Consider the following 18,803-nt stretch of genomic DNA (forward strand, 5'->3'; position numbering starts at 1 on the left):
ACCCTTGGGATGCCGTCACGGCCAGTGCAAAGCCGCCGTCGCCACCGGCGCGTCCCAGAGGGCGATTTCCTCGTCGGTCAGTAAGGCAAGGGTGACGGACAGTCCCTGCATGTCGAGCGAGGTGACGTAGGTTCCGACCAGTGAGCGCTCGATCGGGATGCCTCTTTCCTCGATGAAACGGCGGGCGCCGTTATAGGCGAGGTAGAGTTCGGCGGGCGGCGTGCCGCCGAGGCCGTTGACGAAGAGCAACGCCTTGGCGCCTGGCGCTGCCGCGATGTCGCCGGCGATGGTCTGGCAGAGATGGCCGATGATGGCGTCGGAGGCGGCGAAGGGCTGCCTGGCATGGCCGGGTTCGCCATGGATGCCGACGCCAATCTCCATTTCGTCGGGTCCGAGCGAAAATGTGGTGCGCTCGGTCTGCGGCACCGTCACGCCATTCAGCGCCACACCCATTGAGCGGATGCGCGTATTCAAACCTTCCCCAAGCTGCTTCAATGCGGAAAGTGTCATGCCGCGTTCGGCCGCAGCGCCGAGGATCTTTTCGACGACCAGCGTTCCGGCGACGCCGCGTCGGCCTCTGCCTTCGCCGATCTTCGATGTTTCGATATCGTCACTGACGACCACCATGTCGAGGCTGTGGCGATCTCCGGCCATTTCGATTGCCATTTCGAAATTCATCAGGTCGCCGTCGTAATTCTTGACCACGAGCAGGCAGCCGGCGCCGGTATCGGTCTCTTCGATCGCGGCGATGATCTGACCCGGCGTCGGCGAGGTGAAGATATGGCCGACGCAGGCGGCGTCCAGCATGCCGTGTCCGACGAAGCCGATATGCATCGGCTCATGGCCGGCGCCGCCGCCTGATATAAGCGCCACCTTGCCAGGGGTGAGATGGCGGCGGCGGATGCATCTGCGCTCAGGCCCGAACACCACGAAGGCCTCATGGGCGCGCACGAAGCCTTCGACGCTTTCGGCGACCATGGTTTCCGCAGTGTTCATGAACTTCTTCATCAAGCCTCTCCCAAGGCCAAAAGCGTTACGTTACGTCAACCAGCTTACTCGTCATTCCGCACCCGATATCGCGACGATTTTCTGCACCAGATCTGAGATCGCCTCTTCCAGCAGGCGGTTTTTCCTGTCGTCGCCGAAATCAGGCACCATCAGCGACAGGTGTCGCAATTTCTCGGAATGGCCGAGATCCGGCAACTTGCCGGGATGGGCGGCCTGATAGGCTTCGAGAAAGCGCTCCTGTTCGGCAGCGCTGAAATGGCAGACGCGGACAATCGTCGCGAGATGGCGCGCCGGCAGCGGCGTTGCATAGGTCGGGCTGGTGATCTGGGTGACGAAGCTGCGATGTTTTCCAAGCGCCGTCGCCAGTCGCTGGCGCGTGCCCGATGGCCTGTTGTCGATGATCTGCGCCAGAATGGACTTGTAGGCGATAATGGCGTCTTCTATGTCTTCGCGCGCCATCCTACTCTCCGGCTGCCCTTGTGCCATCGGCATTGAGGCCGATGATCGCCGATCTTATCGCGGGACGCCGGGCCGGCGCCACGGAAAAATGCCGGAGGCCGGCAGCGAGCAGCCTGGGCAGATAGCTGGGATCGCCGGCCATGTCGCCACAGATACTGACTGGCTTGCCGGCGGAAAGCTTCACCGCCAGGGCGAGCAGCCGGAGCACGGCGGGTGCAGCCTTGCCGGCATCGGCGTCCATATCGTCGCGGGCGGAGGCGGCGAGATATTGGGTGAGGTCGTTGGTTCCGAACGAGAAGAAAGCCGCCGACCCGAAGGCGTCGAGCATCAAGGCGGCTGATGGTACCTCCACCATCATGCCGATCGGCGGCATTCGGTGGGGCAGGGCACGGCGGCCCAGCTTTTCGGCTTCCTCGCGGAATAGCTCGCGCATCCTGTCGACCTCGTCGGGAAACGTCACCATCGGCAGCATCACCGACAGCCTGCCGAAGACAGCGGCGCGCAACAGGGCGCGGGCCTGGACGCGGGCGATTTCCGGCCGGGCAAGCAGCAGCCGGATGCCGCGCAGGCCCGAGGCGAGAGCCGGCAGGTCTTCCAGGCCGGCGAGCGGCTTGTCGCCGCCGATATCGAGCATTCTTATGATCACCGGCCTGTCGCCCGCCTGCTCCAGCACGCGGCGATAGATTGCCAGCTGTCGTACCTCATTGGCAGCATCGGCGACCGAGGCAACTGAAAATTCCGAGCGCATCAGGCCGACGCCCGCCGTTGCCGGATCGAGCGCATCGATCTCGGCGGGATCGTTGATATTGATGGAGAGCAGGATCGGCACGCCGTCCGCCGTGCGCAGCTCACTGCTGCCAGTTTGCGTGTCGCTGGCAGGTGCTTGCGCCGGTGCCGGAATCAGCATGCCGCCGGCCTTCAGGACGACCGCACCGGCGTCGCCATCCACGCGAACGGGATCTCCATCTGCTGCCGAAAAGCGACCCGTGCCGACCACCATCGGCACCGATTTCGCCCGGGCAAGCAGAGCGACATGGCCGGCGGTGCTGCCCGCAAACAGCGCGATGCCGCCGCCTTTCGACCAGTCATGGGCGAGAAAGCGGCTCGGCTCCATATCCTTGCCAACGAAGACCGAGCCGGGCGGGAAATCGGCGATCGGGGTGCCGGCGAGCGCCCCGAGCACGCGGTTCTTGATGTCGAGAATATCGACGGCGCGTGCCCGCATCTGCTCCTCGTCGGCCGCTTCGAGTTCACCGATATAGGCGTCGAGGGTGGCGACCCAGGCGAAGACGACATTCTCGTCGGCCTCCATGCGCGCGCCCGTCGCTTCCGCGATCGTCGGATCGCGCAGCACCTCGATCTGGAAATCGATGATATCCCGGCTTTCGGCATCGGCTCCATCGGCAAGGTGCTCGAGCTCGCCGATCGAGATGTCGATCGCCTTCTCCAGCGCGCTGTATCCACCGACGGCTCGGGATGCAGGGGCGGCGTCCGGCCGCTCGGCAAGAAAGGCCGGGCCAGATGCGATGCCCGGGGATGCGCTCTTCGCTTTCAGTCTACGCGGTTCGGCCATGTTTCTTTTCCTCATCGAAGTTGCGCTCGATGAGTTCCTTCAGCGCGCGGATCGCCTCTTCGGCGAGAATACCGTCGGCGCGGATCCTGAGGATCGACCCTTTTCGGATTCTCGCACCCATGATCTTGATGATGCTCTTGCCGTTGAGCCAGACGTCGCTGCCGTTGACAGCGATCTCGATCGAACAGGGGAAGGACTTGGCAAGCCGCGTGAAGGTGACGGAGGGGCGGGCATGCAGCCCGACACCGTGCTTGACTTCCACCTCCGTCTGGCAAGTCACGTGCAATGGGTCGGGCTCCTGTTTTTCACTACGCAATCCGCTCGTCATCAGGGGGACAGTTCCTCGGCTGTGGCGACGACTTTGGCCAGCGACGCGCCCCCCGACGCCTCGGCAGCGGCGATGACGGCGCCTTCAACCAAAGGCGCGTTGCAGATGGAGACGAGGGCCGCGCGGGGAAGGCCCAGCATTTCGATCGCCATCTCGCTGTTGGTCTCGGCGCCACCGAGATCGACGAAGACGGCGACGCCGGCATCGGACCATGCGGCCTCGATCGCTCTCAGGATGCCGCCGGCATCGGTGCCGAGGTCGCCGTGGACGTTGCCACCCGACCAGGCGAGCGGTACGCAGTCGCCGACCATCTGCCGCACCATGTCGGCGATCCCCCTTGCCACCAGCGGCGAGTGGGAGACGATCACGATACCAACATTTGCGGTCTTTCCATTCATTGCGGACGGTGCTCCCCGAGATAGCGGCAGATCGCCGTGGTCAGCAGCGCGCAGCTCGACGCGCCGGGATCGACATGACCGATGGAGCGGTCGCCGAGATAGGCCGCGCGCCCGCGCATTGCCTTCATGTCAGCAGTGCGGTTGGCGGAACGCTCGGCCCTGCGGGCGATTGCGCCGAGCGGCGAGCGGCTGGCAAGTGCCGCATGCACGGGATAGAGCACGTCGAGCAGGGTTTTGTCGCCGGCATGCGCGCGACCGCGTCTGGCTACGGCATCGATCGCCTGTTTCAGCACCTGCGAAAAATCGGCCTTTTCCTCGCTTTTGCGAAGCTCGCGGCCGATCTCCATCAGCAGCGTGCCGTAGAGAGGCCCGGCGGCACCGCCGACATTCATCACCAGCGTCAGGCCGATCTTTTCCACGGCGTCGGGAAAGGGCAGGCTGGACAGGCTTTCGCCTTCGGCGCTCACTGCCTCGCAGCCGCGCCGCATGTTGGTTCCGTGATCGCCATCGCCGATGGCGCGATCGAGCGCGCAGAGATGATCACTGTTTGCCGCGATCGTCGCGCGGCACACTTCGATCAATCCTGCCACAAGCACCGGTTCCGCCTGCACTGCCATCCTCCCTGTCGCCGCGTCTCCCGCACAGCTCTCAAACTTCACTCGGTCAGGCGAGGCTTGCCGCCACGCCGAACGCGCCGGCAACCGCGACGGCGCCGGGATCGGCGACACCCGCCAGATCCCTTTCGCCGACATAGGAGGCGCGTCCGGCTTTCGCCTTCATCATCGTCTTCGTCGACTCCGCACCCGCTGCCGCAGCTCTTGCCGCGGCGGCGACATCGCCGGATGCGAGCGCCTGCAGGGCAGGCGACAACGCATCGACCATCGTCCGGTCGCCGACTCCGGCTCCGCCATAGAACGTCATCCTGTCGAGCCCGGCAAGAAGGGCTGCTGATATATCGGCTTTGTCAGCCATCGCCTTTGCCGCGGCGGTGAAGAAGATCGACAGCAGCACGCCGCTCGATCCGCCCATGCTGGTGCCGAGGATATCGCCGAGCGAGGCAAGCGTTGCCGCCGGCCGGTCGAGCGGCAGCGTGTCGAGGCGGGCAAGCACACTGCGGGCGCCCGAGGCCACCGTCGAGCCGGTATCGCCGTCGCCGACGCGCCCGTCCAGCCGGTTGAGTTCGCTTTCCTGTGAGATCAGATGCTCGCAGAGCGCCGTGATGAGGCGCCGGTTGCGATCATTTTCTCCGGCCTTGCCGTTGGCGCCGTTCAATCCGGCTGATGTTCTCGGTGCGGCGACGATCCTGATCTCGTGGCGTTCGACGGCCGGCATCCAGGCGTGCGGCTCGACCGCTGCCGTCAGCGCCGCCTCGCGCTCGGCATCCAGCCGGATCAGCGACAGCGAGAAGCCGTTCATGTTGAGCGCGGTCATCATCGGCGCCGGGCCGATGATCAGCCGGACGCGGCGGCCAAGCGGCGAGGACAGCACTGCATTGGCGATGACTGTCATTTCAAGCGGCGGCACGGCGCCGAGATTGTTGATCAGGAGGGCATGACTTCCTCCTTCACGCAGCGTTGGCGTGAGGCGCGCCACCATGGTGGCGACGATATCGGTGACTGGCTGCAGCGCGATGCGCTCGACGCCAGGCTCGCCATGGATGCCGAGGCCGAGCTCGCCTTCGTCCGCGCCGAGACGGTCCTCATGCGCCTGGCCGGGCACGCTGCAGGTGGACAGCGACATGCCGAGCGAGACGATGTCGCCGGCAGCTGCCGCGGCATAGGCCGTGACTGTCTTCAGATCCTCGCCTCGTTCGGCGTGATGGCCAGCGATTTTGTGGACGAATAGCGTGCCGGCGACGCCGCGCGGCTGGTTGATGCCGGGGATGGCGATATCGTCGGCGACGATGACCATTTCGACGTCGAAGCCCTCGGCGCGCGCCTTTTCGGCGGCAAGGCCGAAATTCAGCCGGTCGCCGGTGTAGTTTTTGACGATCAGCAGGGCGCCCTTCGAGCCGGCAACGGCGCGGATCGCCGTCAGCACGGCATCGACGCTCGGCGAGGCGAAAATTTCCCCGGATACGGCCGCCGTCAGCATGCCCTTGCCGACAAAGCCGGCATGGGAGGGCTCATGGCCGGCGCCGCCGCCGGAGATGATCGCCACCTTCGACTTGTCCCAGTCCGCGCGCAGGATCACCTTGATGTCGGGAAAGCTGTCGAGGCGGACCAGACGGCCATTGCTGCTCGTCAGAAGCAGACCGTCCAAGGCTTCGGTGACGATGTTTTCCCTGCGGTTGAAGAAGTGTTTCATCGATTGAGACCCGTCTGTTTGTTTTTCATGCCATCATCATGTCTGTTTGCCGGTCAGGAAAGGCGCTGTCCACTCGCGTCGAAATAAAGCGGATCGCGCAATGTCAGGCTGATCCGGTCTCCCGGCGCGATCGCCAGATATGGATCCGCAAGTGTGACGAGCTTGTGATTGCCGGCCCTGATATGCAGATGGTTCTGGTCGCCGAGATGTTCGATCCAGTCGATCTCGGCATTGGCATCCTTGCCGACAATGATGTCGAGATGTTCGGTGCGGGCGCCGACGGTCTTTGTGCCGGCCGGCGGCTGGCCGCCCGGGAGCAGGTCCGCAGGCAGTAGGTTGATGTGCGGTTGGCCGAGGCGGGCGGCGACATGCAGGTTGGCGGGATTGCCGTAGATCTCGCGCGGTGTTCCCACTTGCATCAAGCGACCCTCGGCGACGATGCCGATCCGGTCGGCCATGGTCATGGCTTCCACCTGGTCGTGGGTGACATAGAGCAGCGTCGAGCCGAGTTCCTTCTGGATACGCTTTAGCTCCAAGCGCAGTTCGGCGCGCAGCTTGGCGTCGAGCGAGGACAAAGGTTCGTCCATCAGGTAGATCGCCGGCCGGCGCACCAATGCCCGTCCGATCGCGACACGCTGCATCTCGCCGCCGGAAAGCCTGGTCGAGCGGTTCTCCAGCTTGTGGTCGATCCTGACCATGCGGGCGACCTCGCGGACGCGGCGGTCGATCTCCTCGGTGCTGAGTTTGCGGACCGGCGCCTTCAGCGGGAAAGCAAGGTTCTCGTAAACCGTCATGTGCGGATAGAGCGAATATTGCTGGAAGACGAAGGCGACGTCGCGTTCGGCGGGGGCTTCGGCGGCGACATTGCGGCCGCCGATTTCGATGCGGCCGCTATCGGGCCTTTCGAGGCCTGCGATCAGCCGCAGCGTCGTGGTTTTGCCGGCACCGGTCGGGCCGAGCAGCACGACGAACTCACCGTCGCGGATCGAAAGATCGAGATCGGCCAGAGCCTGGGTGTCGCCGAAGCGCTTGGCGAGGTTCCTGAGGACGACATCAGCCATGCCGGGTCTCCTGATAGAGCGAGGACGGGACGGCACGGCCCGATGTGCAGTCGAAGAGCGCGAGTTTCGCCGGATTGAATTCCAGGCCGACCCTCTCGCCGATCTGGAAGCTGCGATTGGCGGGAACGCGGGCCTTGATCAGCCCGCCCGGGGTTTCCACAGCCACGACCTGATTGGTGCCGAGATATTCGCTGCCATAGACGGCGCCGCGGAGCCGCGAGGCGTCGCTGAAGCGGATATGCTCCGGCCGCACACCGAGCGCCAGCTCGCTTTCGGCCATGTCCTGATGGATCTCGGGAACGGCGACATCGACGCCGTCGAGCAGGATGGAGCGGTCGCCGCTCTTCAGACCCGAGGTGAAACGCATGAAGTTCATCGGCGGCGAGCCGATGAAATCGGCGACATACATGGTCGCCGGCTTTGCATAGATCTCCTGCGGCGTGCCGAACTGCTCGATGACGCCGTGGTTCATGACGGCGATCTTGTCGGCCATCGCCATTGCCTCGTGCTGGTCGTGGGTGACGTAGACGGTGGTCGCGTGGATGCGGTTGTGCAGTTCGCGCAATTCGTGGACCATGATCTCGCGGAACTCGGCGTCGAGCGTGCCGAGCGGCTCGTCCATCAGGAAGCATTTCGGACGCCGGACGATGGCGCGGCCGAGCGCCACGCGCTGCCGGTCGCCGCCGGCAAGGCCGGAGACCGAGCGGTTGAGAATATGGTCGATCTGCAGCAGGCGGGCGGTCTCTTCCACGCGTTGACGGATTTCGGACTTGGCCATGCCCTGCGACAGCAGCGGGAAGCCGATATTCCTACGCACGTTCATATGCGGGTAGAGCGCGAAGAGCTGGAAGACGAAGGCGATGTCGCGGGCGCTGGCGCGGTTGAAGGTGACGTCCTCGCCGTCGAGATAGATCTTGCCACTGCTTGGCAGCTCGAGGCCGGCGATCATGCGCAGCGTGGTGGTCTTGCCGCAGCCGGAAGGCCCGAGCAGCGCCAGGAACTCGCCGTCATGGACGGTGAAGCTGGAATCCTGAACGGCGACGAAACTGCCGAATTCCTTGCGGAGATTTTCGATCCGGATGTCCGCCATGGTTCACTCCGGGAATTTCGAAACGATGATGAACATGACGGTGCCTGCAAGCAGGGTCACCAGCGAATAGGTGTAGAGCACCAGCAGGAAGGGCTGGAACAGCATCAGGAAGCCCAACCCGATCAGCACAGTCGCGATGGTTTCCATCGGGCCGCGGCGTAGGAAGAACGGCCGTTTCTGGCGGGCAGGGATGGGTGTTTCGATCAGGTGGCTCATTTGCGGACGGCTCCGAAGGTGATGCCGCGCAGCAGCTGCTTGCGCAGGAGAATGGTGAAGACGAGGATCGGGATCAGGAAGATCGTCGTGCCGGCGGCGACCGCCGGCCAGTCCTGCCCGCCTTCGCCGATGATTGTCGGGATGAAGGGCGGCGCGGTCTGGGCCTCGCCCGAGGTCAGAAGGGCGGCGAAGGCATATTCGTTCCAGGCGAAGATCAGGCAGAAGATCGCGGTGGCGGCAATGCCCGTCGTCGCCTGCGGCAGTACGACCTTGCGGAAGGCCTGCAGTCTTGTATAGCCGTCGATCATCGCCGCTTCCTCGTATTCGCGCGGGATTTCGTCGATGAAACCCTTGAGCAGCCAGACGGCGAGCGAGACGTTGACGGCGGTGTAGAGCAGGATCATGCCGAGCGCCGTGTCCGACAGGCCGAGCTCGCGGTACATCAGGTAGATCGGGATGGCGACGGCGATCGGCGGCATCATGCGCGTCGACAGAATGAAGAACAGCAGGTCGTCGGCGAGCGGCACCTTGAAGCGGGAGAAGCCATAGGCGGCGAGCGTGCCGAGAAAGACCGCAAGGAAGGTGGAGCCGAAGGCGATCACCAGCGAATTGACGAAGCGCGGCAGGAAGTTCGACGGGCCGGCGATCACCATGTTGCGCCTGCGCGTTACCTCGTCACAGGCGCCGACCGGCGCCGGCAGCGAGGCGATATAATCAGGCGTCTGCCGGGTGCGTGTGGTGAACAGGTTGCAATAGCCTTCGAGCGACGGCGTGAAGACGATCTTCGGGGGATAGCTGATCGAATCCGGCGGCGACTTGATGCTGGTCAGGAAGATCCAGACGAGCGGGATGAGGGTGATCAGCGCATAGATGACGACGATGGTGCCGGCGATGCGCTTGCTGGACAGGCTCGGTTCGACGACCGAATGGGCTGAGTTGGCGGCGCTCATCGTTGCTTCACCTTGTTCAGTGCCTTGACGTAGATGTTGGCGAGACCGAACACCGCGACGAAGAGGATGATGGCAAAGGCCGAGGCCCGGCCGGTCGCCCAGCTTTCGAAGGCGGCGCGTTTCAGCGTGATCGAGGCGACCTCAGTGACTGAGCCCGGCCCGCCGCCAGTGAGCAGCGTCACCATGTCGAACATCTTGAAATTCTCGATGCCGCGGAAGAGCACGGCGAGCATGATGAAGGGCAGGGCCATCGGCACGGTGATCGACCAGAACTGGCGCCATGGCGAAGCGCGATCGACCTCGGCAGCCTCATAGATATAGTCGGGGATGGAGCGCAGGCCGGCAAGGCAGATCAGCATCACATAGGGCGTCCACATCCAGGTATCGACGATGATAATCGCCCAGGGCGCCAGAGAGACATTACCGAGCATCTGGATATCCGATGTCGGGATGCCAGACACCATCGACACGGCATAGGCGAAGAGGCCGATCTGAGGCTCGTAGAGAAAGCGCCAGAAATTGCCGACCACGGCAGGCGACAGCATCATCGGGATCAGGATGATCGTCGTCCAGAAGGCATGGCCGCGAAACTTGCGGTCGATCAGATAGGCGAGCGTGAAGCCGATCACCGTCTGCAGCACGATCGTCCAGAAAACGAAATGCGCGGTGGTCTGCATCGCCTGCCAGATATCGGGATCGTTGAGGACGCGCTGGTAATTTCCAAGGCCGACGCCCTGGACCGGCGCATTCGGCCGGTTGGCGCGGTAATTGGTGAAGGAGAGGTAGACCGCCCAAAGCAGCGGAAAGATGTTGATCGCCAGCAGCAAGGTGATAGCCGGCGCAATGAACAGCCAGGCGATCGCCCTGTCGGAGAGGCCGCGGACGCGCCGGGCGACCGAGACGGGCGTCGCCCTTGCTGTCGCATCGGCTGTTTTCTCGACGATCGAGGAAGGGGAAATAGTCAAGTTTTCACCCGGTCTTTTGGGATATGGGAAATTTGGCGGCCCGGCTCGTCTGCCGATCCGGGCCGCCATCCTGAGGATGGCACGCATCAGGGATGCCGCGCGCTAGATCTTGCCGTCGTCCTTGAAGACGTCGCTCCAGTCCTTCACCAGACCGTCGAGCGCTTCCTTAGCGGTGCCATTGCCGGCGACCACGTAGTTATGGACGCGCTTCTGCATGGCCTGCAGCAGCGAGGCGTAGCTCGGCTCGGCCCAGAAGTCCTTGACGATCGCCATCGAGTCGAGGAAGGCCTGGGCATAGGGCTGGCTCTTGGCAAAGCCCGGCGCATTGACGACGGAGTTCAGGCAGGAAAAACCGCCGAGTTCCCACCATTTGGCCTGCACGTCGGGCTGTGCGAACCACTTGATGTATTGCAGGGCGGCATCGCGCTTGTCGGAATAGGAGACCACCGAGATGCCCTGGCCGCCGAGCTGGGCGAAGTGCGCCTTTTCAGCCGGATTGGGGAAGAAGCCGATCCTGTCGCCGCCGACCTTCTCGTCCTTGTAAAGGCCGGGCCAGGTGAAGGCGAAGTTCATCTGCATGGCGACCTGGCCGGATTTGAAGGCGTCGGCGGATTCGACCATGTAGACGTTGGAGCTGCCGGGCGGTGTGCAGCAATCATAAAGGGACTTGTAGAATTCGAGGCCCTTGACCGCGTCGGCCGAGTTGACGAAGCCTTCCATGTCATAGGGCTTTTTCGGGTTTTCGTACTGGAAGCCCCAGTCGTAGAGGACGTTGGTCACGCCCATGGTGATGCCTTCGGAGCCGCGCTCGGTATAGATCGAGGCGCCGTAGACGGTCTTGCCGTCGATCTCACGTTTCTGGAAGAACTCGGCGATTTGCTTCAGCTCATCGTAGGTCTTCGGCGCTGCGAGATCCCGGCCGTATTTCGCCTTGAATTCCTTCTGCAGTTCCGGCTTCTCGAACCAGTCCTTGCGGTAGGTCCAGCCGACGACGTCGCCCATGGCGGGCAGCGCCCAGTAGTTCGGCGTGTTCTTCGGCCATTCCGAGTAGCCGACGACGGTCGCCGGCACGAAGTCATCCATCTTGATGCCTTCCTTGTCGAAGAAGTCGTTGAGCTTGACATAGTGGCCGTTCTCGGCCGAGCCGCCGATCCACTGGCTGTCGCCGATGATGAGGTCGCAGAGCTTGCCATGGGAATTCAGCTCGTTGAGGAAGCGGTCGGCATAACTCGTCCAGGGAACGAATTCGAACTTCATCTGCGTGCCGGTCTTGGCGGTGAAGTCTTTCGACAGCTCGACGAGCGCATTGGCCGGGTCCCATGCGGCCCAGCACAGCGTCAGTTCATCGGCTTTGGCGAGATTGGGCAATGCCGACGACATGACGAATGCCGTGGCCAGCCCCAAAAGGGCTTTCGATGTTTTCTGCATAAGTTCCTCCCAGAACCAAAAGCCGGCTCCCCGCCGGCGTCGCATGTTCACCCACTTCAGAGAATGCTCACATGAACTCCTCAATCATCATGTTTAGCAATATGTTTAGTGATATCTATTTTTATAAACATTGCAAGCGCCAATCGTTGCTGCAATGCGACAAGTGTGGCGCCACATGGGCGGATATTTTTGGGAGCCGATCTTTTCGGCCGATCTCGAAAAATTCTTTGGCAAGCGTACCGATGCAGCGACATCTGGCCTCGCTGCGACATGGATCGCACGGTATGGACTGCGCGCCGCTCCTGTTTTCCCCGGAGCGGATCAAGCTTGGCCTCGCTTCGGCGGGGCCTTTTTCTTGAATCTTTTTTTTAGCTGCCCGTAATCCGGATGCATCGGGAATATTCCTGCGCAGTGCGAGATTTAGCCTTTCCGCCCCGCTGCAACGGGCGTATTCAGCCAGTGCGCGGCTTTCCATGTCCGCGCTCCCCGCGCGGCAGATCTCCGATCGGCTTCTTCCCGTTTCCCTGCCGCGTCATCCGGAATTTCTATTGGCAGATCCATGACCACGGCAGAGACGAGCGAGAATGGGCAACAGGCGGCGAGCGGCCGCCAGGCGAAGATCGTGGCGCTGGTCGTTGCCGTTTCCTTCTTCATGCAGATCCTCGACGGCACGATCGTCACCACCTCGTTGCCGCAGATGGCGGCTAGCTTCGGCGTGCAGCCGGTATCGATGAGCATCGGCATCACCGTCTACATGCTGACGATGGCCGCCTTCATTCCGCTGTCGGGCTGGCTCGGCGATCGGTTCGGTGCGCGCCGCATCTTCCTGATGTCGATTGCCGTCTTTACCGGCGCCTCGCTGTTTTGCGGGCTGTCCGGCAGCCTTGCAGAATTCGTGCTATGGCGCGCCGTGCAGGGGGCGGGCAGCGCGCTGATGACGCCGGTCGGGCGTATCATCGTGCTGAAAAACGCCCGCAAGTCGGAACTGGTCCAGGCGATCGCACTGATCACCTGGCCGGCACTGACGGCGCCGGTGATCGGCCCAGTGCTCGGCGGCTTCATCACCACCTATGCCAGCTGGCACTGGAACTTCCTCATCAACATCCCGATCGGCATTCTCGGCATCGCGCTGGTGCTGCGTTTCGTGCCGGAGCAGCGCGAGACCAATCCCGGCCGGCTGGATCTCATGGGCTTCGTCCTTAGCGCTGCGGGCCTGACCTTCCTGCTCGCCGCCCTCGAACTCTCGGTCAAATGGGAGGGCGGGCTTTTGCCCGTCATATCAATGCTTGCGGCGGGCATCGTACTGTCGGTCATGGCGACGCGGCATTTCCTCGCCGTCGACAACCCGCTGCTCGACCTTTCGGCTTTCCGCATCCAGACCTTCTCGATGTCGACGCTGTCGGCGGGCACGGCCTGCCGGATGGCGATCAACGCGACGCCGTTCCTGCTGCCTCTGCTGTTCCAGCTCGGCTTCGGCCTGAGCTCGATTGCCGCCGGCACCTATCTGCTCGTTTATTTCCTCGGCAATTTCAGCATGAAGGCGGTGACGACGCCGCTGCTGCGCTTCTTCGGCTTTCGCACCGTGCTTGGGGTCAACGGGCTGATCGCGGCGCTTTCGATCGCCGCCTGCGGTTTCCTTTCGCCGGAGACGCCGCCGTTTTTCATCCATACGCTGCTCTTTCTCGCCGGCCTGTCGCGGTCGATGGAATTCACCGCGCTGAACACGTTGGCCTTCGCCGATATCGGCCCGGCGCAGCGAAGCTCGGCCTCTACGCTGTCGAGCATGCTGCAGCAGGTATCGATGCTGCTCGGCGTGGCGGTGGCGGCGGCCGTGCTCAACATTGGCTCGGCTCTCAGGGGCGCCGACAATCCCGTTCTTGCCGATTTCCGCTGGGCTTTCGTCGCGGTCGGCGCGATCGGCGTCGTCTCGTCGCTGCGCTTTCTGCAATTGCCGGCAGAGGCAGGGGCCGAAGTATCCGGCCATCGGAAAATCCAGAAAAATTAGCTTATTGGCGGAACCAATCGAGTCGCTCAGCGTTCACGCATTTCATTTCAGGTTTTTCGTTTCCCATCTCTTTCAACGGCTTCCATGGGGAACCTCCCCAGGCCAGGGTCATGTTCTGAAAATGCCGGCTTCCCGACATCCTCCTTCCGTGCCGCCTGCGACAAGAGCGAGGGATAACCGCTGTTTACCCCAGACGGCCAATGCAATACGACATTCCCATGCGGACGACTCGGACGCTTGCGGGCGGTCGTCGCTGCGAGAGAACGCCGGGAGACTGAATGAGCAATTCTAGCGGCGATGCGGATGCCCTGATCCACATCCTCTATATCGACGACGACGAGGGGCTTGCCCTGCTGATGCAGAAAAACCTGCGTCGGTGTGGCTTTTCGGTCGAGTGGGCCGAGAGCGGCGATGCCGGCCTTGCGAGACTCGGCGAAGGCGGTATCGACGCCGTCGTGCTCGATCATATCCTGGCCGGCGAGACCGGCCTCGACATTCTGCCCTGCATCACGGCGATGCCGGATCATCCGCCAGTGATCTATGCGACGGGTTCGGACGATACCAGCATCGCGGTCGCGGCGCTGAAGGCCGGCGCCGACGATTACATGCTCAAGGGGATCTCCGCCGATTATTTCGACCTGCTCGCGGCCGCGCTCGAACAGGCGCTGGAGCGGGCGCGTTTTCGCCGCGAGACGGCGCAGGCGCAGGAGGTGATCCGCCAGCAGCGCGACCTTGCCGAAATGCTGCTTGCCGAGGTCAATCACCGCATCGCCAACAGCCTCGGCCTCGTCGGCGCGCTGATCCGCATGCAATCCTCGATGACCAAAGACCAGGTGGCGATCGATGCGCTGCACGAAACGCAGATGCGCATCAACGCCATCGCCAGCGTGCACCGTCGGCTCTACACCAACCGGCAGGTCGGCTCGGTGCAGGTCGACGAATATCTGAACAGCCTGCTCACCGAACTCGAAGCCTCGATGCGCGACGACAAGCGGCCGCATCGGATCGTGCTCACCGCGCAGCCGGTCAACCTGGCGACCGACAAGGTGATCACGCTCGGGCTGATCGTCAGCGAGCTCGTCACCAATGCCTTCAAATATGCCTATCCGGACAGCGTGTCAGGCGAGATCCGCGTCATCGTCGACCAGACGGACGAGGCATTGCGCGTCATCGTCGAGGATGACGGCGCCGGTTTCGATCCGTCGAGCCCGGCCCGGGGGACCGGCCTTGGTACACGCATTCTGACGGCCATGGCCGCCAGCTTGAAATCGGATTTCGCCTATGACCCCGGCCATGACGGAACCAAGGCGACGCTGGTGTTCTCGTTGCATGAGGGGAAGTAGGGTATTCCCCGTTCAGTGCTGAGTTTGTCGCCATGCGGAACGCCGTATGTCCTATCACTACAACAGCTTGCCGACGATACATCAAGAAACATGACGCTAGGGGAGGAACATGGCGACGATCCGCACACCGAAGGAAGTCTATGATTTCTGGTTCGTCAGATGCGGCCGGGAGCTGTGGTTCCGCGCGACGCCTGACCTCGATGCAGAGATCAGCATGGTCTTTCGCGATACTCATCTGGCCCTTGCCGCGGAGGTTGGCGCCGAATGGCGGGCGGATGCGGAGAGCCGGCTGGCGGCTGTCATCGTGCTCGACCAGTTTCCCCGCAACATCTATCGCGGCACGCCGCTTGCCGTTGCGACCGACGGGCTGGCGCTTCGCGAAGCCAAACTCGCGCTGGCATCCGGCGCCGACCGGGTGGTGGAGACCGCATGCCGTACCTTCTTCTACTTGCCGTTCGAACATGCCGAAGACCTTGGCGAACAGGAACGATCGGTGGCGTTGTTTACCGCCCTCGGCGATGAAGAATATCTCGATTATGCGATCCGCCACCGCGACGTGATCGCTGCCTATGGCCGTTTTCCGCACCGCAATGCCATGCTTGGGCGGGAGTCGACGGCTGGGGAGCGCGACTATCTTTCCAAGCCCGGCGCCGGTTTCTAGGCCTTTCCAGGGAGCTTCCGCCTTTCTGTCGCCTTTCTTTACTATGACAAGCTGGCATTCTACCTCGACGACAACCCTTCCGGAGGCGCTTTTGCGGCTGAGACCTATCCTGCTTCGCACCATTCTTCTGCTGACGCTGGCGGTCGCTGGCGCGCATTTCAAGGGTGCTGCGGCCTTTGCGCAGGAGCCACAGGCACCGGCGGCCGCGCAGGCGCCGCTTGCCGATACGCCGCTCGACCAGGCGACAAAGGAGATCGACAAGGCGAAGGTCCAACTGACGGCTCTTCAGGACGGCGTCAAGCAGAATGCCGACAATGACGATGCCCTGGTCGGGCTTGCAACCAAGGCCGACGAGCTCAGCCGCGCCGTCATCACCATATCGGTCAATCTCAGGCCGCGTTTCGACCAGATCAAGAACCGGCTTGCCGAGATCGGTGATCCGCCGAAGGACGGGCAGCCGCCTGAAGCCGAGATCGTCACCCAGGAGCGCAACGCGCTCGCCGCCGAACGCGCGCAGATCAACGCGCTGACGGGCGACGCCGAAAACCTCTCGATCACGGTGACGAAGCTCGTCAACGAGATCACCGAGATGCGGCGGCGGCTGTTTGCCGATACGCTGCTCAGGCGCACCGAGATTTCAGTCTCGGTGCTCGACGATGCCGGCAGCGCCTTTGTGCACGAGGCCAGCGAATTCTTGCAGGCCCTGTCAAGTTGGGCCACGTTCGTCTGGAAATTCAAGCGTTTCCCGATGTTTGCCGCGATCTTCCTGTCGCTCGCCTCGGCGCTGATCCTGCTCTCTGGCAGTTACCGGCTGTTCGGCTCCTACCTGCGGCGCGACGAGGCTGTCGAGAACCCGTCCTATATCGGCCGGCTGTCGATCGCCTTCTGGTCGACGCTGATCCGCACCCTGGCGCTCTCGGTGCTGCTCGTCACCTCGTTCTTTTTCCTTAACGGGTTCAATGTGCTGAGGCCCGATATCGCACCTGTCATCGGCGCGCTGTTCGGGGCGATCGGGCTCGTCTATTTCGTCGGCCGCTTCGTCAACGCCATCTTCGCGCCGAACGAACCGCACTGGCGGCTCGTTCGGCTTTCCAATCTCGGCGCGCGTTCGATCGGTTATTGCCTGCTGGCGATGGCGATCGTCAACGCGCTCGATTATCTGTTCGGTACGATCGGCGAGTCGATGGGCTCGCCACTGGTGCTGACCGTGGTCAGGAGCCTGATCGCGGCGCTGATCATCGGCCTGATCCTGATCGCGGCCTCCTTCGGCAAGCCGATGCTGGCGAAGAACGGCGATCCCGATGCACCGGGAAGGCATTGGCCGCGCGGCATGGCGATCATCCTACGGGTCGTCGGCGCCGGCCTCATCCTCACCGCGCTGACTGGTTATGTCGGGCTGGCACGCTTCGTCGCCACGCAGCTCATCATCACCGGCGCGGTCGTCGTCACGATGTATGTCGGCCTGCTTTCTGGCAAGGCGATATCCAGGCAGGAAAGCTTCGGTGACACCTTCTTCGCTCGCTTCCTGACGCGCCGTTTCAAGTTGGGGCCTGTGGCGATCGACCAGGCTGGCCTGGTCGTCGGCCTTGCCATCTATGCCGTGGCGCTTATCGTCGGCATCCCCCTGATCCTGCTGCTCTGGGGTTTCCATGTGCAGGACCTGCAGATGCTTGCCTATAGGCTGTTCACCGAGGTCAGGCTCGGTGGCATCAGCATCTCGCTGCTCGGCATCTGCACCGGTATCCTGCTGTTTGCCGGCGTCTACCTGCTGACGCGCTGGCTGCAGCGCTGGCTCGATGGCAATGTGATGGCGCGAAGCCATGTCGATCTCGGCGTGCGCAATTCGGTCAAGACAGGTATCGGCTATCTCGGCGTCGGCATCGCGGCGATCATCGGCGTTTCGGCAGCAGGTATCGACCTCTCAAGCTTCGCGCTAGTCGCCTCGGCACTCTCGGTCGGTATCGGTTTCGGGCTGCAGAACATCGTCTCTAACTTCGTCTCCGGCTTGATCCTGCTTGTCGAGCGGCCGTTCAAGGTCGGTGATCATGTCGTTTCCGGCACGGCTGAAGGCATCGTCAAACGCATTTCGGTGCGCGCCACCGAGATCGAGACGTTCCGCAAGCAGTCGATCATCGTGCCGAATTCCGAGCTGATCAACGGCCTCGTCGGTAACTGGACACACCGCAACAAGATCGGTCGCTCGGAAATTCCGGTTTCCGTTGCCTACAACGCCGATCCGCAGCAGGTAATGGACATCCTGCTGGAACTGACGGCCAAGATACCGCTCGTCATGCGCAATCCGGAGCCGCATGTCGAATTCCTGCGCTTCGGGCCATATTCGCTGGATTTCGAGCTGCGTTTCTTCCTCGCCGACATGGGTGACGGCATGGCGGTGCGCAACAATCTCAGGATCGAGATCCTTAAGCGCTTCAAGGCCGAGGGAATCGAGATCCCGCTGCCACAGACTGATCTTACCATCCATCGGGAGGCTCGTCCCGCGCTTGCCGATGCGGGCAAGGATCAACCCAACGAGCAGGAAAACTCGGCGGATACGCTCATGGGGGAGGAAGAGCAGCCGGTGCGGCAATTGCGCAGTAAGACGGCAGACGGCAATCGGAAAGGCTGAACGGGTCATTCAGCCATCATTCACAGCTATATGTGCATGATCTCCACTATCGGGATCGCTGCCGGGGGCAGCACCGATCGTTCGAGGGGAGGGCGCGCCAGCGCCGCCGCACATGATGGCAAGATTTGCCGCCGTTCTGCTTGTCCCGCTGCTTGCCGCGCCCGCGGTTGAAGCGGCATCCATCACCAACACCGATCCCGCCGCCGTCGTGCTCGTCATCACGGAGAGCGGCCAGCGCGTCGAGGTCGTCGTCGATGCCGGCGCTTCGGAAAGCCTCTGCCCTTCCGGCTGCTTCATGACGACGCCCGACGGCGACCGCATTGGGCTTGACGGCGGCGAGACGATCGACATCGTCAAGGGCTCGGCCGTCGTCAAGTAGCGGCTG

19 protein-coding genes are annotated in these 18,803 nt (G+C 63.0%); 6 read left to right on the forward strand and 13 right to left on the reverse strand.

Features of this window, described 5'->3' with window-relative positions; translation table 11 throughout:
- Positions 1-15: 15 nt before the first annotated feature.
- From BS629_RS27705 to BS629_RS27765, 13 genes are all read right to left on the reverse strand, one after another.
- Complete coding sequence (locus BS629_RS27705; RefSeq protein WP_018242456.1) at positions 16-1,008, reverse strand: dihydroxyacetone kinase subunit DhaK; 993 nt, start codon at positions 1,006-1,008, stop codon at positions 16-18.
- A gap of 51 nt (positions 1,009-1,059) precedes the next feature.
- Positions 1,060-1,467, reverse strand: coding sequence for a hypothetical protein (locus tag BS629_RS27710; protein WP_018242455.1), 408 nt, complete (start codon positions 1,465-1,467; stop codon positions 1,060-1,062).
- Position 1,468: 1 nt separating this feature from the next.
- A complete protein-coding gene (locus tag BS629_RS27715; RefSeq protein WP_018242454.1) occupies positions 1,469-3,040 on the reverse strand; it encodes a putative PEP-binding protein in 1,572 nt (523 codons plus the stop codon).
- Entirely contained in the window at positions 3,024-3,368 is a 345-nt protein-coding gene (locus tag BS629_RS27720; protein ID WP_018242453.1) for an HPr family phosphocarrier protein, read from the reverse strand. The genes BS629_RS27715 and BS629_RS27720 overlap by 17 nt, the downstream gene beginning before the upstream one ends.
- Positions 3,368-3,766, reverse strand: coding sequence for a dihydroxyacetone kinase phosphoryl donor subunit DhaM (gene dhaM / locus BS629_RS27725; RefSeq protein ID WP_018242452.1), 399 nt, complete (start codon positions 3,764-3,766; stop codon positions 3,368-3,370). Before dhaM ends, BS629_RS27720 begins: the two co-directional genes overlap by 1 nt.
- A complete protein-coding gene (gene dhaL, locus BS629_RS27730; protein ID WP_018242451.1) occupies positions 3,763-4,383 on the reverse strand; it encodes a dihydroxyacetone kinase subunit DhaL in 621 nt (206 codons plus the stop codon). Before dhaL ends, dhaM begins: the two co-directional genes overlap by 4 nt.
- A 46-nt stretch (positions 4,384-4,429) precedes the next feature.
- Positions 4,430-6,073, reverse strand: coding sequence for a dihydroxyacetone kinase subunit DhaK (locus BS629_RS27735; RefSeq protein ID WP_018242450.1), 1,644 nt, complete (start codon positions 6,071-6,073; stop codon positions 4,430-4,432).
- A gap of 53 nt (positions 6,074-6,126) precedes the next feature.
- Positions 6,127-7,134, reverse strand: coding sequence for an ABC transporter ATP-binding protein (locus tag BS629_RS27740; protein ID WP_018242449.1), 1,008 nt, complete (start codon positions 7,132-7,134; stop codon positions 6,127-6,129).
- Entirely contained in the window at positions 7,127-8,224 is a 1,098-nt protein-coding gene (locus BS629_RS27745; protein ID WP_018242448.1) for an ABC transporter ATP-binding protein, read from the reverse strand. Before BS629_RS27745 ends, BS629_RS27740 begins: the two co-directional genes overlap by 8 nt.
- Positions 8,225-8,227: 3 nt before the next feature.
- Entirely contained in the window at positions 8,228-8,440 is a 213-nt protein-coding gene (locus BS629_RS27750; protein WP_018242447.1) for a hypothetical protein, read from the reverse strand.
- A complete protein-coding gene (locus tag BS629_RS27755) occupies positions 8,437-9,390 on the reverse strand; it encodes a carbohydrate ABC transporter permease (protein ID WP_018242446.1) in 954 nt (317 codons plus the stop codon). Before BS629_RS27755 ends, BS629_RS27750 begins: the two co-directional genes overlap by 4 nt.
- Entirely contained in the window at positions 9,387-10,355 is a 969-nt protein-coding gene (locus tag BS629_RS27760; RefSeq protein WP_018242445.1) for a carbohydrate ABC transporter permease, read from the reverse strand. The genes BS629_RS27755 and BS629_RS27760 overlap by 4 nt, the downstream gene beginning before the upstream one ends.
- Before the next feature lie 102 nt (positions 10,356-10,457).
- On the reverse strand, positions 10,458-11,783 hold the full coding sequence (locus BS629_RS27765; RefSeq protein ID WP_018242444.1) for an ABC transporter substrate-binding protein: 1,326 nt from the start codon (positions 11,781-11,783) through the stop codon (positions 10,458-10,460).
- A gap of 71 nt (positions 11,784-11,854) precedes the next feature.
- Between BS629_RS27765 and BS629_RS38995 the strand changes: the two genes are divergently transcribed.
- From BS629_RS38995 to BS629_RS27795, 6 genes are all read left to right on the forward strand, one after another.
- Positions 11,855-12,142, forward strand: coding sequence for a hypothetical protein (locus BS629_RS38995; protein WP_155256922.1), 288 nt, complete (start codon positions 11,855-11,857; stop codon positions 12,140-12,142).
- Positions 12,143-12,342: 200 nt separating this feature from the next.
- Positions 12,343-13,788, forward strand: coding sequence for an MFS transporter (locus BS629_RS27775; protein ID WP_018242442.1), 1,446 nt, complete (start codon positions 12,343-12,345; stop codon positions 13,786-13,788).
- A 278-nt stretch (positions 13,789-14,066) separates the two neighbouring features.
- Positions 14,067-15,131: a histidine kinase dimerization/phosphoacceptor domain -containing protein gene (locus BS629_RS27780; protein WP_018242441.1), complete on the forward strand. Its 1,065-nt coding sequence runs from the start codon at positions 14,067-14,069 to the stop codon at positions 15,129-15,131.
- 109 nt (positions 15,132-15,240) lie between these two features.
- Positions 15,241-15,792 (forward strand): DUF924 family protein, encoded by a 552-nt coding sequence (locus BS629_RS27785; protein WP_018242440.1) that lies wholly within the window; start codon positions 15,241-15,243, stop codon positions 15,790-15,792.
- A gap of 91 nt (positions 15,793-15,883) precedes the next feature.
- Entirely contained in the window at positions 15,884-18,418 is a 2,535-nt protein-coding gene (locus BS629_RS27790) for a mechanosensitive ion channel family protein (protein WP_026188426.1), read from the forward strand.
- 112 nt (positions 18,419-18,530) lie between these two features.
- A complete protein-coding gene (locus BS629_RS27795) occupies positions 18,531-18,797 on the forward strand; it encodes a hypothetical protein (protein WP_018242438.1) in 267 nt (88 codons plus the stop codon).
- Positions 18,798-18,803 lie beyond the last annotated feature (6 nt).

This window comes from Rhizobium leguminosarum bv. viciae USDA 2370 (assembly GCF_002008365.1).
Taxonomy (GTDB): Bacteria; Pseudomonadota; Alphaproteobacteria; order Rhizobiales; family Rhizobiaceae; genus Rhizobium; species Rhizobium leguminosarum.

Excerpts from the sequence above, each read along its gene's own strand:
- BS629_RS27775 (WP_018242442.1), top strand. The coding sequence starts at position 12,343 with ATGACCACGGCAGAGACGAGCGAGAATGGGCAACAGGCGGCGAGCGGC.
- BS629_RS27765 (WP_018242444.1), bottom strand. The coding sequence starts at position 11,783 with ATGCAGAAAACATCGAAAGCCCTTTTGGGGCTGGCCACGGCATTCGTC.
- BS629_RS27785 (WP_018242440.1), top strand. The coding sequence starts at position 15,241 with ATGGCGACGATCCGCACACCGAAGGAAGTCTATGATTTCTGGTTCGTC.
- dhaM (WP_018242452.1), bottom strand. The coding sequence starts at position 3,766 with ATGAATGGAAAGACCGCAAATGTTGGTATCGTGATCGTCTCCCACTCG.
- BS629_RS38995 (WP_155256922.1), top strand. The coding sequence starts at position 11,855 with ATGAACTCCTCAATCATCATGTTTAGCAATATGTTTAGTGATATCTAT.
- dhaL (WP_018242451.1), bottom strand. The coding sequence starts at position 4,383 with ATGGCAGTGCAGGCGGAACCGGTGCTTGTGGCAGGATTGATCGAAGTG.
- BS629_RS27720 (WP_018242453.1), bottom strand. The coding sequence starts at position 3,368 with ATGACGAGCGGATTGCGTAGTGAAAAACAGGAGCCCGACCCATTGCAC.
- BS629_RS27755 (WP_018242446.1), bottom strand. The coding sequence starts at position 9,390 with ATGAGCGCCGCCAACTCAGCCCATTCGGTCGTCGAACCGAGCCTGTCC.
- BS629_RS27740 (WP_018242449.1), bottom strand. The coding sequence starts at position 7,134 with ATGGCTGATGTCGTCCTCAGGAACCTCGCCAAGCGCTTCGGCGACACC.
- BS629_RS27705 (WP_018242456.1), bottom strand. The coding sequence starts at position 1,008 with ATGAAGAAGTTCATGAACACTGCGGAAACCATGGTCGCCGAAAGCGTC.
- BS629_RS27745 (WP_018242448.1), bottom strand. The coding sequence starts at position 8,224 with ATGGCGGACATCCGGATCGAAAATCTCCGCAAGGAATTCGGCAGTTTC.
- BS629_RS27710 (WP_018242455.1), bottom strand. The coding sequence starts at position 1,467 with ATGGCGCGCGAAGACATAGAAGACGCCATTATCGCCTACAAGTCCATT.
- BS629_RS27750 (WP_018242447.1), bottom strand. The coding sequence starts at position 8,440 with ATGAGCCACCTGATCGAAACACCCATCCCTGCCCGCCAGAAACGGCCG.
- BS629_RS27715 (WP_018242454.1), bottom strand. The coding sequence starts at position 3,040 with ATGGCCGAACCGCGTAGACTGAAAGCGAAGAGCGCATCCCCGGGCATC.
- BS629_RS27735 (WP_018242450.1), bottom strand. The coding sequence starts at position 6,073 with ATGAAACACTTCTTCAACCGCAGGGAAAACATCGTCACCGAAGCCTTG.
- BS629_RS27795 (WP_018242438.1), top strand. The coding sequence starts at position 18,531 with ATGATGGCAAGATTTGCCGCCGTTCTGCTTGTCCCGCTGCTTGCCGCG.
- BS629_RS27780 (WP_018242441.1), top strand. The coding sequence starts at position 14,067 with ATGAGCAATTCTAGCGGCGATGCGGATGCCCTGATCCACATCCTCTAT.